We start from the raw sequence: 15,376 nt of genomic DNA on the forward strand, positions 1-15,376 counted from the left end.
CTTTTTCGTATCAGCCGTCTCGACCTGCTGGCCACACCCAGCCAAAATCGCTAAAATCAAAAGAACCAGAACTCTATAAAGCATACATAACCCGCAAAAAAGCGTTCCTCACCCATAATTTTACTAAATTTGAGCCGTTCAAATTATAAACCAAGGATTAACCATGAGCAAGAATTACAAGATTGCAGTGCTCCCGGGCGACGGTATCGGTCCGGAAGTGATGAAAGAAGCTGTCCGCGTGTTGGACGTCGTTTCCAAGAAGTTCGGCTTCGACGTGAACGCCGAATGGGCAAACGTCGGTGGTGCCGCCTACGACGAAAGCGGTTCTCCGCTTCCGGAAAGCACCCTCAAGCTCGGTGAAGCTTCTGACTGTATTCTTTTCGGTTCTGTCGGTGGCCCGAAGTGGGAACACCTTCCGCCGAACCTCCAGCCGGAACGCGGCGCACTCCTCCCGCTCCGCAAGCACTTCAAGCTTTTCTGCAACCTCCGCCCGGCCCGCGTCTATAAGGAACTCGCAGGCGCATGCCCGCTCCGCGCTGACATCGTTGGCGACGGTTTCAACATCCTCACCGTCCGTGAACTGACGGGTGACGTTTACTTTGGCCAGCCGAAGGGCCGCGAAGGCGTTCCGGGTTCCAAGGAAGAAATCGGCTTTGACACCATGAAGTACAGCCGCTACGAAGTCGAACGCATTGCCCGCTTCGCTTTCGACGCCGCTATGCTCCGCAACAAGAAGGTCGCTTCCATCGATAAGGCCAACGTGCTTACCACGAGCGTTCTCTGGCGCGAAGTTGTGAACGAAGTCATCAAGGACTATCCGGAACTCACTCTCGAACACCTCTACGTGGACAACGCCGCTATGCAGCTCCTCAAGCGCCCGCGTGAATTCGACGTGCTCCTCTGCCCGAACCTCTTCGGCGACATCCTCACCGACGAATGCGCAATGCTCACCGGTTCCATGGGTCTCCTCCCGTCCGCTTCTATCGCCGAAGGTTCCTTCGGTCTCTACGAACCGGCTGGTGGCTCCGCTCCGGACATCGCTGGCAAGGGTATTGCAAACCCGCTCGCACAGATCCTCTCCGTGGCCCTCATGCTCCGCTACACCTTCAAGGAAGAAGAAGCTGCAAAGGCTATCGAAGCTGCTTGCGAAAAGGTCATCGCTCAGGGCTTCCGCACTGGCGATATCTACCAGGAAGGCTGCACCAAGGTCGGCACGACTGGTATGGGTGATGCCATCATTAAGGCTCTCGCTTAATCGCAAGGCACTCGCTTAATTGCAAAAGATTTGCCACTGGTTCATCGCCAGTGGCTTTCTTTATACAAAACGGCTCCCCGAAGGGAGCCTATTTTTTATGAACGAAGTTCCATCAATTAATCTTGAGCGCCATTATCATCAGGAACGCCGACATCAGGCGATAAAAGGTCCCTGCAAGCCTTCAATTCGATATCGTAGAGCGTTTGCTTATCAAACGTCGTGCTAGAAGAAGCGATGTTCAAGTAAGCATCAGCAGAGCAGTAATGGATTCCGTTGAAATCGGCAAAGTTTTTGGAAACGCATTCAATATGCGACATCGGATAAATCGAATATTTCATAGTGACATAACGGCCATCTTCCGGATCTGGGAACAGAAGCTTTTTCATGGGAATCGAATCGCCCTTAATATCTTCATCCTTATAGAAATAGCTCCATTCATCATCGTCCATGGTAAAGCTACATTTCGTCAGCACATTAAAAGTGACTTTTTCGAAACTGCCGCCATCGACAGCGGCCTTGCAAGCTTTCTGAACGGAATTGAAGAACTCTTCGCGGGAATTAGTCGCAAAGAAGTCCTTCTGAGTCGTAGTCGTGACCTCGACAACGGTATTTCCATCGCTATCGCAGGTACGTCCGCCAGCAAAGACTCCATCATCAGATTTATAAGTTGCTTCAGGATCAATGCTGCACATCATGCTTGTCATGCTGCCCGTGTACCGGACTGAATCACGAATAACGAGATCTTTGCCGCTAATTTCATAGACGGTCGTAATTTTTGCATTATTCTTGCTATCGCTACCCTTATACGAAACGGTCCAAGCATCATCCGTTGCAACAAAAGAGCAAGGTTTAGCTTCCTCAACTGAAGAACTCGAAGGAGTTTCGGCAACGCTCGAAGAGCTAGCTACATCAGAACTAGATGCCGGAGAGGACTTAACAGAGCTTGAAGATTCCGGATCGTTCGAATTTTCAGGCCCGTTCGGAGAGGAACTTTCGCCGCACGCCATAAAGCACATGGCCACAGATATTGAAAGGCCAAGACCGATCTTCTTATAATTCATATAAAACTCCTTTATGTTATTTATGTAACATAATATATAAAGTTTATATACAAAAAACAACTATAAAAAAGACAGCCGGATTTCTCCGGTCGCCTTTTTGTTTTCCACCTTACTCTCCTATCGTTTTTATTTTCCTTGAAGAGCTTCTATAAACCCATTTATAAAAACAATAGCGCTATCGCCATCAGTTTTTTGTCCTTTCCACTCTTTTAATCTCTCGATAAAGAAATCCCTAATCAATTTCTTCTTAGAAAGCGAACCCGTATTGCCAAAAGCATGTGCAACCTGCAATGGCGATGCATTGACAGACCATTCAAGAATCAAATCCTCTAACAGATTATTGACAATCAAGTGACCTCGGTTATGAGCAAATTCTTGTTTATCAAAATCGAAAGATTCGTCATAAAGTCCGACGGCATTCATGATTTCTTTATCGGCACGTTCTTTGGCTTCGGCCAAACTGTAGTCCATGCGAACTAAACGATGCAAACGAAATGTTTCCAAAAATGTCATTGCGTTTATATCGACTGTTCTCGATTTTCTCAAATCGACAATCACACCATAAGTCGCTACAAAACGGTCCTTTTCATGATCATACATATCAAAAGACCAAGAGCCGTCCCATTGCCAAGAATCGCTTTCCACATACGGAGCCAGTTCAATCTTTACATATGGGCCGCGCAACGAAACATGATTAAACGCAAACTCACCTGTAGCGCCATCGCAGCGGCTATAGAACACCACTCCTGTCGTATCCAAGGTAACGGAATCTAGTTCCGCCATCCTTACAATGGTACCAGCATCCACCACACGTCGCAACATTGTCGAATTTTCGGCAGCCGATGTTGATAAATGTCGCGAGGCATGGCCTTCAACCGTGATGTTGTCAAGAGCTACGCGATTATTCCGTTCATTCTGAGCGGGTTTCGTCACCGAATCACCGACATCCGAGCAAGCAGTCAACGCAACAGCCATCAACATTGCATAAGCAATTTTAGAAACAACCATATTTCACCCCAACTCGTTTTACGCACCAATTGCAAATTAATTATTCAAAGATATGCAATGAGCGAAGAGGGAATCGGCATCTGCAATCATTTTTTCTTCAAGAGGTTTTACCTTCTTATTCTGATATTCCAAAAATTTTTCCCAATACTCGGTTGTAATACTACTAGTCCCATTAGCGCACGCAAAAAATTGAGGACGAGGATTGTCACAAGGGACAGCAGGACCAGAACCAAGAGCAGTTTGTTTTATTCTATGTAAAATGCTCAAGCTATCAAGGGTACTTATAAGACATTCTTTCGATAAATTCGAAAGTGGTATAGAATCGCTTTCCACCTCGATTTTCTTCTGTGCAAAACGCGAAACGCTAAAACTCAGAGCAGCAGCAACAGCTAAGTCGTCCGTGGTAAATTCGCAATCACAGTAACCCAAATTCACATAAACCGGTTCACAAGTTTCATCGAAAGGATGATAACCTGTCATTGGAACATTATTCAAATTATACCAATCAATACTTATAATATTAAAGTCTGTATTTTCTTCGAATATGATGCGAATCCCCTTTAAATGAGCGAGAACATCCTCCATTGGCACAAGTCCTATTTCAAACCATTCTGGATCATTAGTGTCAATTACAAATCCTTCCCAAATATCACACGTCTTTGTACTTTTTGACAGAAGATTTTCAGAATCTAACGAATTTGTAGGGAATCCAAAAGTAGATATTTTATTTAAATTAGCAATAGAATCACTAGGTATAAGTTCTATAAAAATATCCCCCGAATGTTCCACACAAATTCCCTGCATAGCGCGGGCATCGACTTCTCCAATATTTCCCAAAGAATCCTTCCCCGCAAAATAGAATTCTACATAAGCACTTCCATAAGATTCACTATCTGCAGTGGCGGAGTCAACTTTTACTTCGTTTGGTTCATACACTACCTTTCCGCACAAGCTACCACCACACTTGTCTATAACATCGGCAAGAGCCATGGAATCATATTCGTCCGTAGCCACTCCAGGCCATTCAAATCTAACATTGCCATCACCGCCTTGTTCTACATGCCAAGTCCAAATACCCGAAGTATTCGTCCCATTATCGAAACCTGTGTGTACGCGGTATCCCGATGTACGGCTCCACATTTCAGGCGACCATATACACCCTTTTTCCACGGCTTCCAGAGAATCCGTCACACCCATCACACTACACAACACGGGCGATTTCGGCACTAATTTATTTTCCATATTCGGGACATTCGTCGATCCCGAAATCGATGCATTGTCGGAGCATGCTGCAAACAAAAAAGCTCCGAGGACAAACAAACTATAAAGATTTCTCATACTAAGCCTCCACTTTATTTAATTTCCAAGTTAACGGGAACAGTTGCATATTCAAATGATAGATTTGATCGGCATCTTCTGTTTCCGAAGCCATTGCGGCAATTTTTTTACGGAACATATCGACTTCTTGAGCAATGCGTTCGTAACATTCGCGGTTGACCGTAAGAGTCACGCTCGACACGCTGCGGTTCTGCGGTTCAAATCGTTCAATGGATTCATCAGCAAGCTGCAACATTTTGTGCTGCATCGCGTGGACAGCATAGGCCATACCTTCCTTTGACGCTGTCACATTCTTTTCGGTCTGGCGATACGAGCCATCCGCATCTTTTTTCAGGAATCCCGCCTTAGTCAAAAATTCAAGCGACGAGGCGACTTCGGCTGCGGAGATTCCGTTGCAGCATGTTTTAGCAATCTGCCCTGGAGTCGCCCCCTTCATCATCGGCGCAAGTTCGCGAACGACCTGATTTTTCCAGCCATCGAAATACTCGACAGCCTCTTTATCGACAACGCGTACTTTGTATTCAAGCGCAATCTGGCGCATCTTTTTCCAATACGGCTTTTTAGATTCGTCATCCTTAGCGTTGCAAAAATTGACGAGCGCAATGAAGTAGTCCGCCTCAAAACCGGCAAGCCCCATTGCCGAAATCATGCGGTTCATCGACACTCGGCTCAAGTTGCTCTTGCCCTCACTCACAAGTCGCAAATAAGTCGGTGAAGAAAACCCCGCAAGCTTTGCAAATTCCCGCCAAGAAAAGTACGAAGTTCGTTTTTGAGCTTCGTAAAAATCCTTGATTAAGGAATGATAATCCTTGTATTCTATTATCGGTTTCATGTAAACAAATATACCCTATTTACAGGCCACAATGACACAAAACACGTGTTTTTAGTTAAAAATCAATGTCAAAATTAAAGATTTTTCGTATATGACACACTATAATGTTTTTGCGATACAAGAAGGCGATTCCGGAATAAATCCGGAATGACAAGCTAAATTCGGGCATGACAAATAAAAAACACCCTGCTGCGGGGCAAGGTGCATTCTGAATAAATTCAGTGAACGGATTAGGCGTTCTTCGTGAAGTCCACGTATGCCTTGAGCACGTCGAGGAAGACTTCGTCCGGAGTGTTGTCGCCAACGATGTGGCTGATGATCTTCGGATCGTACTTTTCGAGAACCTTAGCGGTGGATTCCTTGTAAACCTTGAGACGGTTCTTGATGACGTTTTCGTCAGCGTCGTCCTTACGGCCTTCGATCTTGGCGCGGTTGAGGAGGCGGGCTACGATCGTAGCTTCGTCCTTGATGTCGAGAACGAAGATGTGCTTCACGTCGACGATCGGCTTAATGAGATCGACCTGAGCAACCGTGCGAGGAATACCATCGAGGAGGAGAGTGTCCTTTTCCGGGTTGAGCTTGTTCGTGTTCACAAGACCTTCGACAAAGCGGCCGAAAATTTCAACAGTAGCTTCGTCCGGAACGAGGAGACCCTTGCTGGAGTAAGAAGCAAGGAGCTTGCCGGATTCGCTAGACGGAGCGATACCACGGAAGATGTCGCCCGTGGAGAGGTGCTTGAGAGCGGTCGTAGCAGCGAGCTTTGCGCCCACAGTGCCCTTGCCAGAACCCGGAGCACCGAAGATAAGAACAGCAGAAATCTGAGACATTTATAACCTCATAGGTTGATTGTTAAAATTCCGAGGCAAATATAGAAAAAAAGGCGACCCCGGCACCCCGGAACTAGTCCGGGGCAGGCTCAGCCGGGGAGACAAAGCACTACGACTTGATCTTTTCGCACTTGAAGGAGAGCTTGCCGTTTTCGACGCCCACGGAAATCGTGGAAAAGTCCGTCATCGTTCCGAGCAAAAGCCCTTCGGCGATTTCGTCTTCCACCAAATTCTGGATCGAGCGACGGATCGGGCGCGCACCCAGCGAAGAATCGTAATTGTGGTTTACGACAAATTCCTTTGCCTCCTGACTCATTTCCAAGAGGATTCCGCGATCAGAAAGATTCTTCTGCAAGAATCCCATCTGGATGTCCACGACAGAAACGAGGTCATGCTTGGAAAGCGCACGGAAGACGATCTGCTCGTCCACACGGTTCAAAAATTCCGGAGAGAACACACGCTTGACTTCTTCGCGAATGGCGGTTTCCATGCGTTCGTAATCGTCAGTCTCGCCCATCTTGGTAAAGCCCATGCCACTGCTATGGCGGACTTCACGGGCACCGGCGTTACTCGTCATGATGATAATCGTATTCTTGAAGTTGATCTTGCGGCCATAGCTATCGGTCAAGATGCCATCATCCAGAATCTGGAGGAGCAAGTTGTAAATATCAGGGTGAGCCTTTTCAATTTCATCAAGCAGCACCACAGAATAAGGATGCTTGCGCACCTTTTCGCTCAGCTGGCCACCGCCATCTTCAAAACCCACATATCCCGGAGGCGCACCAATCAAGCGACTCACGCTATGCTTTTCCATGTATTCGCTCATGTCGATACGGATAAGCGAATCTTCACTTCCAAAAAGTTCCTTGCTGAGGACCTTCGCCAATTCAGTCTTGCCAACACCCGTCGGACCGAGGAACAAGAAGCTACCCATCGGGCGCTTGTTGTTGCGGATGCCTGCACGGCTACGGCGGATGGACTTCACAATCGCATCTACCGCCTGATCCTGGCCAATCACGCGCTGCTTGATTTCGTCACCGAGATGCAAAAGCTTTTTCGCTTCTTCACCACCGAGCCTGCGGACCGGGATTCCCGTCATCTTGCTGATAACATCGCGAATCACGTTCTCATCGACAACCGGCGTTTCAGAGACCTCGTTCTGAAGCTGCTTTTTGCGTTCTGCAATGCTATTCTGCAATTCTTCTTCGCGGGCGCGGAACTTCGCAGCAGAGGCGTAATCCTGATTGGCGACAGCTTCTTCCTTTTTCTGGAGGCATTCGCCAAGCTCGTCTTCCATGTTCTGCAAGTCCTGCGGAATCTTGATGGAATTCAGGCGTACACGGGCGCCAGCTTCATCAAGCACGTCAATCGCCTTGTCCGGCAAGAAGCGCTCGTTGATATAGCGCTCGCCAAGTTCAACAGCAGCTCGCACCGCATCTGGCGTATAACGCACATTATGATGTTGTTCATACTTCGGGCGAAGTCCATCGAGAATCTGGATGGAATCTTCAACCGTCGGCGGGTTTACAACAATCGTCTGGAAGCGGCGTTCAAGAGCCGGATCCTTTTCGATGTACTTGCGGTATTCGTCAAAAGTCGTTGCACCAATGCACTGGAGTTCACCACGCGCAAGAGCTGGCTTAAAGATGTTCGAAGCATCAAGGCTGCCTTCGGAGCCGCCAGCGCCCACAATCGTATGGAGTTCATCGATAAAGAGGATTACGGAATTGCCGACGCGCTGGAGTTCCATGATGAGTCCCTTCACGCGTTCTTCGAACTGTCCACGGTACTTTGTACCCGCCACCATAGCAGCAACGTCAAGCGTCACGACGCGCTTGTTCGCAAGCAAATCTGGGATTTTGCGCTGCACAATCTTTTGCGCAAGCCCTTCAATAATTGCAGTCTTGCCCACGCCCGGTTCGCCAATGAGCGCCGGGTTGTTCTTTTTACGACGGCAAAGAATCTGGATCAAACGTTCAATTTCTTCTTCACGACCAATAATCGGGTCGAGCTTGCCTGCGCGAGCCATTGCCGTGAGGTCACGACCGAAATGCTCAAGAATCGGCGTCTTGGAGCGGGACTGCGGAGATGCCTGGCGCGTCTGCGTATAACGCTCACGAGGTTCCTCTTCGGGCTGACCCTCATCCATCGGCTGACCATCGGCCTGATGCTTTATTTGCATCAGCATTTCCTGATAGTTTTCAAACGTCACGTTGTACGTCGAAAGCGTTGCCGCAGCCGGAGAATCAGTCTGTTGCAAAATGGCAAGCATCAAATGTTCAGGACCAATAAACTGAACACCTTCCTCTTTTGCAATCTTGGCAGCATTGTAAAGAACCGCCTTGCACTGTGGAGTAAATGTCAGAAGGCCGCCATGTGCATCCCCTCCAACAGTCATCAGACCGCCACTTGTGCTAAGCGCACGTTGGATCGTCTCGCTCAAATCCGTCAGATTCACCTTCAAGGCTTTCAAGGTTTCAGATGCAAAGCCTGAATCTTCGCGAACTAAACCAAATAATAAATGTTCAACTGTAACGCTATCGCTCCCTAAATTACGGGCCGCAATTCGAGCCGCCTGAAGCGCGGCTTTTGCCTTAGCTGAAAAAATACCGTTAATATCTGCCATAATTGCTTTAAAGTTACAAAAAAAAATCAAGTTACTAGAACTTAGTTACTAGTTAATAGTTAGTAGAGTTATAACAATGTCATTCTGAAGCAGTCATCCTCGAACGAAGTGAGGGGATCCATAATTTTTTATTCTACAATTGCAACGGAATCCATACATGTAATCGTGAACTTTATGGATCCTCCTTCGGAGGATGACTTCTCTAGTAACTAGTAACTCAGAACTCTAAACTCCTTACTGAATCACTCCGCCGTGCATAATCACACGGCGTTTTGCAAACTGAGCAAGCTTTTCATCGTGCGTCACAATCAAGAACGCCTGATGGAACTTTTCATTGAGTTCGCCAAAGAGTTCGTTCAATTTCGCCGAATTCGCCTCGTCCAGGTTACCGCTCGGTTCATCTGCAAAAACGAGAGACGGGTTGTTCATGAGCGCACGTGCAATTGCAATACGCTGGCGTTCGCCGCCCGAAAGTTCTCGCGGCAAATGCTTGAGGCGTTCCTTGAGGCCAACCGTTTCCAAGAGCATCTCGGCGCGTTCACGGCATTCCTTTTCGGGAGTCCCGAGAATGCGGCCCGGCACACAGACATTTTCGAGCGCCGTAAATTCAGTGAGCAAATGATGGAACTGGAAAACAAATCCCACATGCGAACGGTGGTACATATCGCGCTCTTCGCTATTGAACTTGCTAAGCGGCTTTCCCTTAAACAAAATCTCGCCCGAAGTCGGCGTATCGAGCATTCCAACCAAGTTCAAGAAAGTCGATTTGCCGGAACCCGACGAACCCGTGAGCGCCACAAGTTCGCCCGCGTCCATCGAAAAATTCACGCCTTTAAGGATTTCAAGTTCTTCACCCGTCTCGGAGAAAACTCTGCGAAGGTCAACGGTTTGCAATAAACTACTCATGTCTAATCGCCCCCACAGGATCCAAACGGCTTGCCTTCCATGCCGGCAAAAGCGTCGCGGACACGCACAAAACAATACCAATCACAAAAATCAAAATCACGTCAATCGCATGCACCGAAATCGGGAAATACGGAATCACGTACACATCGCCCGGAAGCTTGATGAAGTGGTAAGCCTCTTGCAGTTTGCACAAGATAAGTCCAATCGAGCCGCCCACAACGGTACCGCCCACGCCAATGAAACTTCCCATCAGCATGAACACGCGCATGACGCCCGCCTTGCTAAAGCCCATGCTACGCAAGATGCCAATTTCCTTTGTCTTGTCTATTACGACCATGATAAGCGAGCTGATGATGTTGAACGCCGCCACGAGAATGATCAGGCAAATCACAGCCGCCACAATGAACTTTTCATAATTCATCCACTTGAGGAGCGTGATGTTCTTGGACTTCCAATCCATTCCGTAGTACGGATAAGAGAGCCAAGTCGCCATGCTATCAACCGCCTCGCCTGCTTTCCAGTGATCCTTGATACGGAACTGGATGCCGGTCACGGTGTTCCCCATGCCGAGCAACTTCTGCAAATCCGAAATGCCGACATACGCAAGGTTACCATCATATTCGTAAGTGCCCGTTTCGAAAATGCCGCTCACCACGCACATCATCATCTTCGGGCCGCCAGCGCTCATCGCCTCGTCCGGACTCTGGAACGTCTGCAACACGAGTTTGTCTCCAACGACAACGCGCAAGCGCGCCGCAAGTCCAGTCCCGAGAATAATTCCCGGACGGAGCTTGCCGCTGATATCTTCCAAACTATCGACAGAGTAACTTCCCCACTTGATGTACTTGTGGATGTCCGTCACGCCCTTGGCTGTAGATGGATCAATGCCGTAAATGACAATGCCGTCGTTCACCTTCTTGGAGCTGATGCCCACCTTATAGACGATAAACGGAGAGGCCGCCACCACATCCGGCACGCGCTTTTGCACCTCCTGCGTGAGGCTATCGTACGGGCCAATCGGAGCTCCATTGTACGCCATCAGTTCAAAGTGAGCGTCCTTCCCTATCATCTGGGCAGTGACTTCTTCTTCGAAACCATTGACCGCCGCAAGCGCCACCACCAGCGCAAACACGCCGATGGAAACGCCGAGCATACTGAAAATACCAATAAGCGAAACAAAGAGACTCTTGCGTTGAGCCCCCAAGTAACGCCAAGCAATGAGAAGTTCGAGTTTACTAATCATAGACGAGAGACGAGAGACGAGAGACGAGAGACGAGAGATTATCGCATTTTAGACTTTTTCAAACCAGAAAGCATTTTTGCGATTTCCTCAGTCTTCGGATCGACGTCATCCAAAGAATCCTTTGAAATGTAGTTTAACAACTGAGCTACTTCTAATTGACTTTGAACCTCCATCAATGATCCATAGCTTATTTCAAGAAAATGTACAACTTCACGGTCCGAAGAACGACTCATACCCTCTGCGATGTTTGAAGTCACAGAAACAGCAGCTCGCCTAATTTGACTTGTTAGAGCAAATTTTTCGTAATCAGGAAAAGTTCTACACAAACGATAAACGTCTAGCAACCATTGCAGAGCTTTCTGATAAACCAATAGTTTTCTATACGCAAACATTCTCTAGATCTTTTTCCTATTACGTTCTTTCGTCTCTCGTCTGTAGCCGCGAAGCGACGTTCTTTCGTCTAAACTTCCGGCTTCATCAACGGGAAGAGCTGCACATCGCGGATGGTCTGCTGGTTCGTGAGGAGCATGACCATGCGGTCGATGCCAAAGCCCACGCCGCCCGTCGGCGGGAGACCGCTTTCCACAGCATGCATAAAGTTTTCGTCCATCGGGTGGGTTTCACCTTCACCACCGCGGCCACGGCGCACCTGGTCTTCGAGGAGTTCGCGCTGGCGGATCGGGTCGTTAAGTTCGGTATAAGCGTTACCGAGTTCCCAGCCGTTGGCATACGGTTCGAACTGTTCAATGAGGCCAGCAGTCGTGCGGTGCTTCTTGCAGAGCGGCGTACTTTCCGTCGGCATGTCCTTGATGATCGTCGGCTGGATGAGCTTGCCTTCGACCGTGAGATCGAAGAGTTCCAAGATGCCACGGCCACGAGTAAATTCACCATCGAGATGACCGCCGAGTTCTTCCATCTTAGCCTTGATTTCGTCGTCGCTCATGTCATTGACCTTGATGCCACCGAACTTTTCAATGGCTTCAATCATGCTGTAGCGCGGCCACGGAGCCTTGAAGTCGATTTCCTTGCCCTGGTAGTTGATCTTGGTCGTACCGTTAGCGGCAATGCAAGCGCGTTCGTAAATGTTTTCGAAGTGGACCATCATGTCGTTGTAGTCAGCGTATGCTTCGTAGAATTCGAGGCCAGTGAATTCCGGGCTATGCGTACGGTCCATGCCTTCGTTGCGGAAGTTCTTGCAGAACTCGAACACCTTTTCCATACCGCCGATGATGCAGCGCTTGAGGTAAAGTTCCGGAGCCACGCGCAGGTAAAGCGTCATGTCAGCGGCATTGTGGTGCGTCGTAAACGGACGGGCGTTTGCACCACCGTAAATCGGCTGGAGCGTCGGAGTTTCGACTTCGATGAATCCCTTTTCGATGAGGTATTCACGAATAGCCTGCATGATCTTGGAACGCTTGATGAAGACATCCTTTACGTCGTCGTTCAAGGCCATGTCGATATAGCGCTGGCGGTAGCGAGTATCCACGTCGGCAAATTCGTTGAACACGACCTTGTTGCCATTTTCGTCAACCTTTTCCTTGGCGACCGGGAGCGGACGCACAGCCTTCGAAAGCATCGTCACCTTTTCGGCACGCACAGAGTATTCACCGCTCTGCGTTTCGAACATCGTACCGTTCACGCCGATGAAGTCACCGAGGTCGGTCATCTTCACGATTTCGTAGTTTTCTTCGCCCACTTCGTCACGGGCAACCACAACCTGCAAGCGGCCATAGCGGTCCTTGAGGTGCATAAAGCACATCTTGCCCTTGCGATTGAAACGCACCACGCGGCCGGCAAATGCAACCGGTTCCTTGGTCACCATCAAGGCTTCCTTGTTTTCCTTCAAAACCTTGGAATCATGGGTCCTGTTAAACTTGTGCGGATAAGCATCCACACCCATTTCCTTGAACTTGTCGAGCTTAGCCAAGCGAGCCATCACCTGGTCATTCATATCTTGCATTGCCATATTGTATTACCTCGTGAATATATCACGTCTTAAATTTGAACGGGATAAAGATAGCTTTTTAGTAGACAGCAGGAAGTAGGAAGTAGGAAGTTTGCGACTCAAAAAAGAACTTACGGCCTGTATTCGTCGGTTTTTATGGTACCAATTCTCGGCCAATTTGGTAACACAGGCAACACCAAACAGCCACAAAACCAGCACATTCAAATTAGTTTATATAGAAAATATGCTACCAAAAATCACTTTTTCCAGCTTTTGGTAGCACTTTTTTGTTTTTTTCCCATTCAGAAAGACACAAACCGCACCCAAGCGCGCCTTAAACTTCTCCAAACAAGACTAACAAAAACTTCTCACCCCCTATTTTTGCAGTTTTGGGATAAACACAATTGAAATATTTGCTAATATAATTCATATGGGAAAGCATATAGAAACATTAGACTACTACGTAGCCTACTTCGATGTCCTTGGCTACAAGGAAAACTTCAACAAAAGCAAGGATGTTACACAAAAATTTATTGACGATTTGTGTTCTGCAATAGACGATTCTATTGCGGTCATCAACAATATGCAATCGTCCAAGATACTGAAATTGGCTCAAATTGATATTCAACAAAGGATTTTCTCCGACAACATTCTCGTTTGTCTAAAAAAAGGAAATACAACTCTTGAGCCTATTCGTATATTATCTTTCTTGCAGACAATCATCGATATTCAAAGAAAGTTCGTTCTAGAGCATAGAATCTTATTGCGGGGCGGGATTTCAGTAGGACCGCTTTATATTGATGAATCGCATCTTGTGGGCGAAGTTTTAATTAAGGTCGTTTCAATGGAACATACTGTCAAGTATCCGTTCATTGCGATAGATGACGCCGTAATGGATGCTTTGGTTTCACTAATCGCCAATCACGCAGACAACCAATCTTTACAGTATTTTGTAACTTGGATAAAAAATATCTTTATCCGTTTTGAAGGGATCGCATACAAAACCTTGGATTATTTGAATTATATAACAGTTCAGGATATTTGGCCGTTCATTAGGGGTAATGAAGAGCAATTGATAAAGGCCTTGTCCGGTCAATACGATGGTGATGCAGCACAAATTCAACACAATTTGAATCAGGATAGAGTTGAAGCACAAAACAGAGTACTGAACTTGCACAGGGACATCCTTAAAAAACAGATGGCTGTATACTGCAATTACGACGACATTGATTTCCGTGATGAAAAGAAAGTTCTTGAACGAGAGAAGATTATCATGAAGTACAAATGGGCCTGGGTATACCATAACACTAAATGCGCTCAAGTGGGTAACAAGGACCTAGTCCTGACAATGAATATGACATATGATGAACGGATAATGAAAGATATATTCCGGATTCCCAATTAATGCAAATAAATAGTAATAAGTTGAAAAATAGAGGAAATAGAACAATGAAATGGGCAGACTATAGAGAACGATTGGGCTTGGGTTTTGACGATAAGTCAAAATTTGAAGCTTTAAGAAATAAGTTTTGTAATTTTGCATCCAATATAGGATACGCGAATTATAGCTTAAATGATTGCTGTGAATATTTTACCCTTGTTGGAGAAGCGTGGGATCCTTATAATCGTTCTTCATCATTGCAACTGAAAAAATCGTTTCAGTTATCCGAGTCAATGGAAGATCTTATTTCAAAATATATCGCATTTTACAATTCATATAAAGTGGAAAAATACGACAAACTCCGCGAAGATTATAAAAAATATATATGGAATTTTTTTGATAAAAGTTTAAAAGACTTAAAGATTCCTTATGAGTTAATCTCTGATGAGGACGGCCTTTTTATTTTTCCCAAAGGCGTTCCTGAATTTGACGAGAGCCTAGTTTCAAAGCCTTTATCTTGGCTTAAAAAATATCCCCAGGCTGAAAAAGCGTGGTCAGGAGCTTTGCGAGATTATTCAGAAAAATCCGACAATCCGAGTCAGGTTGCTGATGGATTTAGAAAAGCTTTGGAAGCCTTCTTTCAAGAGTTTTTTGAGTTGGATAAATCTCTTGAAAATATACTGCCAGATTATTGTACTTATCTGAAAAATTGTGGAATTCCGGCAGAAATTTCAGACAATTTCAGAAAAATTTTAGACGCCTATACAAAATTCAACAATAACTACGCAAAGCACCATGATCGAGCTACATCAAATGTCCTTGAATACATTATGTACGCAACAGGCAATATTATAAGACTTGTAATTACATTGAAGGGTTCAGACGAGAGCAAGCAACAGGCAGCCATTTGAAAACCAACCTCAAACATCAGCATTAGGAACCATACCCAGCAAT

13 protein-coding genes are annotated in these 15,376 nt (G+C 46.7%); 3 read left to right on the top strand and 10 right to left on the bottom strand.

The window, feature by feature from the left end; all coding sequences use genetic code 11:
* The first annotated feature begins 163 nt into the window (after window positions 1–163).
* A complete protein-coding gene (gene leuB, locus ACJMM9_RS11320) occupies window positions 164–1,255 on the top strand; it encodes a 3-isopropylmalate dehydrogenase (RefSeq protein WP_073113873.1) in 1,092 nt (363 codons plus the stop codon).
* Between the two features lie 116 nt (window positions 1,256–1,371).
* Here leuB and ACJMM9_RS11325 read toward each other — a convergent pair whose 3' ends face one another.
* The 10 genes from ACJMM9_RS11325 to lysS form a co-directional block, all read right to left on the bottom strand.
* Complete coding sequence (locus ACJMM9_RS11325; RefSeq protein WP_405326906.1) at window positions 1,372–2,316, bottom strand: hypothetical protein; 945 nt, start codon at window positions 2,314–2,316, stop codon at window positions 1,372–1,374.
* 126 nt (window positions 2,317–2,442) lie between these two features.
* The gene (locus ACJMM9_RS11330; RefSeq protein ID WP_405326909.1) at window positions 2,443–3,324 is read right to left on the bottom strand and encodes a hypothetical protein; all 882 of its coding nucleotides are present in this window, start codon (window positions 3,322–3,324) and stop codon (window positions 2,443–2,445) included.
* A gap of 36 nt (window positions 3,325–3,360) precedes the next feature.
* Window positions 3,361–4,662 (bottom strand): hypothetical protein, encoded by a 1,302-nt coding sequence (locus ACJMM9_RS11335; protein WP_405326912.1) that lies wholly within the window; start codon window positions 4,660–4,662, stop codon window positions 3,361–3,363.
* 1 nt (window position 4,663) lies between these two features.
* On the bottom strand, window positions 4,664–5,494 hold the full coding sequence (locus tag ACJMM9_RS11340; RefSeq protein WP_405326915.1) for a TIGR02147 family protein: 831 nt from the start codon (window positions 5,492–5,494) through the stop codon (window positions 4,664–4,666).
* A 230-nt stretch (window positions 5,495–5,724) separates the two neighbouring features.
* Window positions 5,725–6,321: a nucleoside monophosphate kinase gene (locus ACJMM9_RS11345; protein ID WP_014547240.1), complete on the bottom strand. Its 597-nt coding sequence runs from the start codon at window positions 6,319–6,321 to the stop codon at window positions 5,725–5,727.
* 109 nt (window positions 6,322–6,430) lie between these two features.
* Window positions 6,431–8,947 (bottom strand): ATP-dependent Clp protease ATP-binding subunit, encoded by a 2,517-nt coding sequence (locus ACJMM9_RS11350; RefSeq protein WP_405326917.1) that lies wholly within the window; start codon window positions 8,945–8,947, stop codon window positions 6,431–6,433.
* Between the two features lie 234 nt (window positions 8,948–9,181).
* A complete protein-coding gene (locus tag ACJMM9_RS11355) occupies window positions 9,182–9,853 on the bottom strand; it encodes an ABC transporter ATP-binding protein (protein ID WP_405326920.1) in 672 nt (223 codons plus the stop codon).
* On the bottom strand, window positions 9,846–11,096 hold the full coding sequence (locus ACJMM9_RS11360) for an FtsX-like permease family protein (RefSeq protein ID WP_405326923.1): 1,251 nt from the start codon (window positions 11,094–11,096) through the stop codon (window positions 9,846–9,848). Before ACJMM9_RS11360 ends, ACJMM9_RS11355 begins: the two co-directional genes overlap by 8 nt.
* Before the next feature lie 38 nt (window positions 11,097–11,134).
* Complete coding sequence (locus tag ACJMM9_RS11365) at window positions 11,135–11,488, bottom strand: four helix bundle protein (RefSeq protein WP_173354233.1); 354 nt, start codon at window positions 11,486–11,488, stop codon at window positions 11,135–11,137.
* A 68-nt stretch (window positions 11,489–11,556) separates the two neighbouring features.
* Entirely contained in the window at window positions 11,557–13,062 is a 1,506-nt protein-coding gene (gene lysS, locus ACJMM9_RS11370; protein ID WP_405326927.1) for a lysine--tRNA ligase, read from the bottom strand.
* Window positions 13,063–13,471: 409 nt separating this feature from the next.
* On the opposite strand from lysS, the gene ACJMM9_RS11375 reads away from it, so the two are divergent.
* Complete coding sequence (locus ACJMM9_RS11375; protein ID WP_405326930.1) at window positions 13,472–14,446, top strand: hypothetical protein; 975 nt, start codon at window positions 13,472–13,474, stop codon at window positions 14,444–14,446.
* 44 nt (window positions 14,447–14,490) lie between these two features.
* The gene (locus ACJMM9_RS11380) at window positions 14,491–15,333 is read left to right on the top strand and encodes a hypothetical protein (protein ID WP_405326932.1); all 843 of its coding nucleotides are present in this window, start codon (window positions 14,491–14,493) and stop codon (window positions 15,331–15,333) included.
* Window positions 15,334–15,376: the final 43 nt, after the last annotated feature.

It is taken from the genome of Fibrobacter sp. (genome assembly GCF_045112255.1).
Taxonomy (GTDB): Bacteria; Fibrobacterota; Fibrobacteria; order Fibrobacterales; family Fibrobacteraceae; genus Fibrobacter.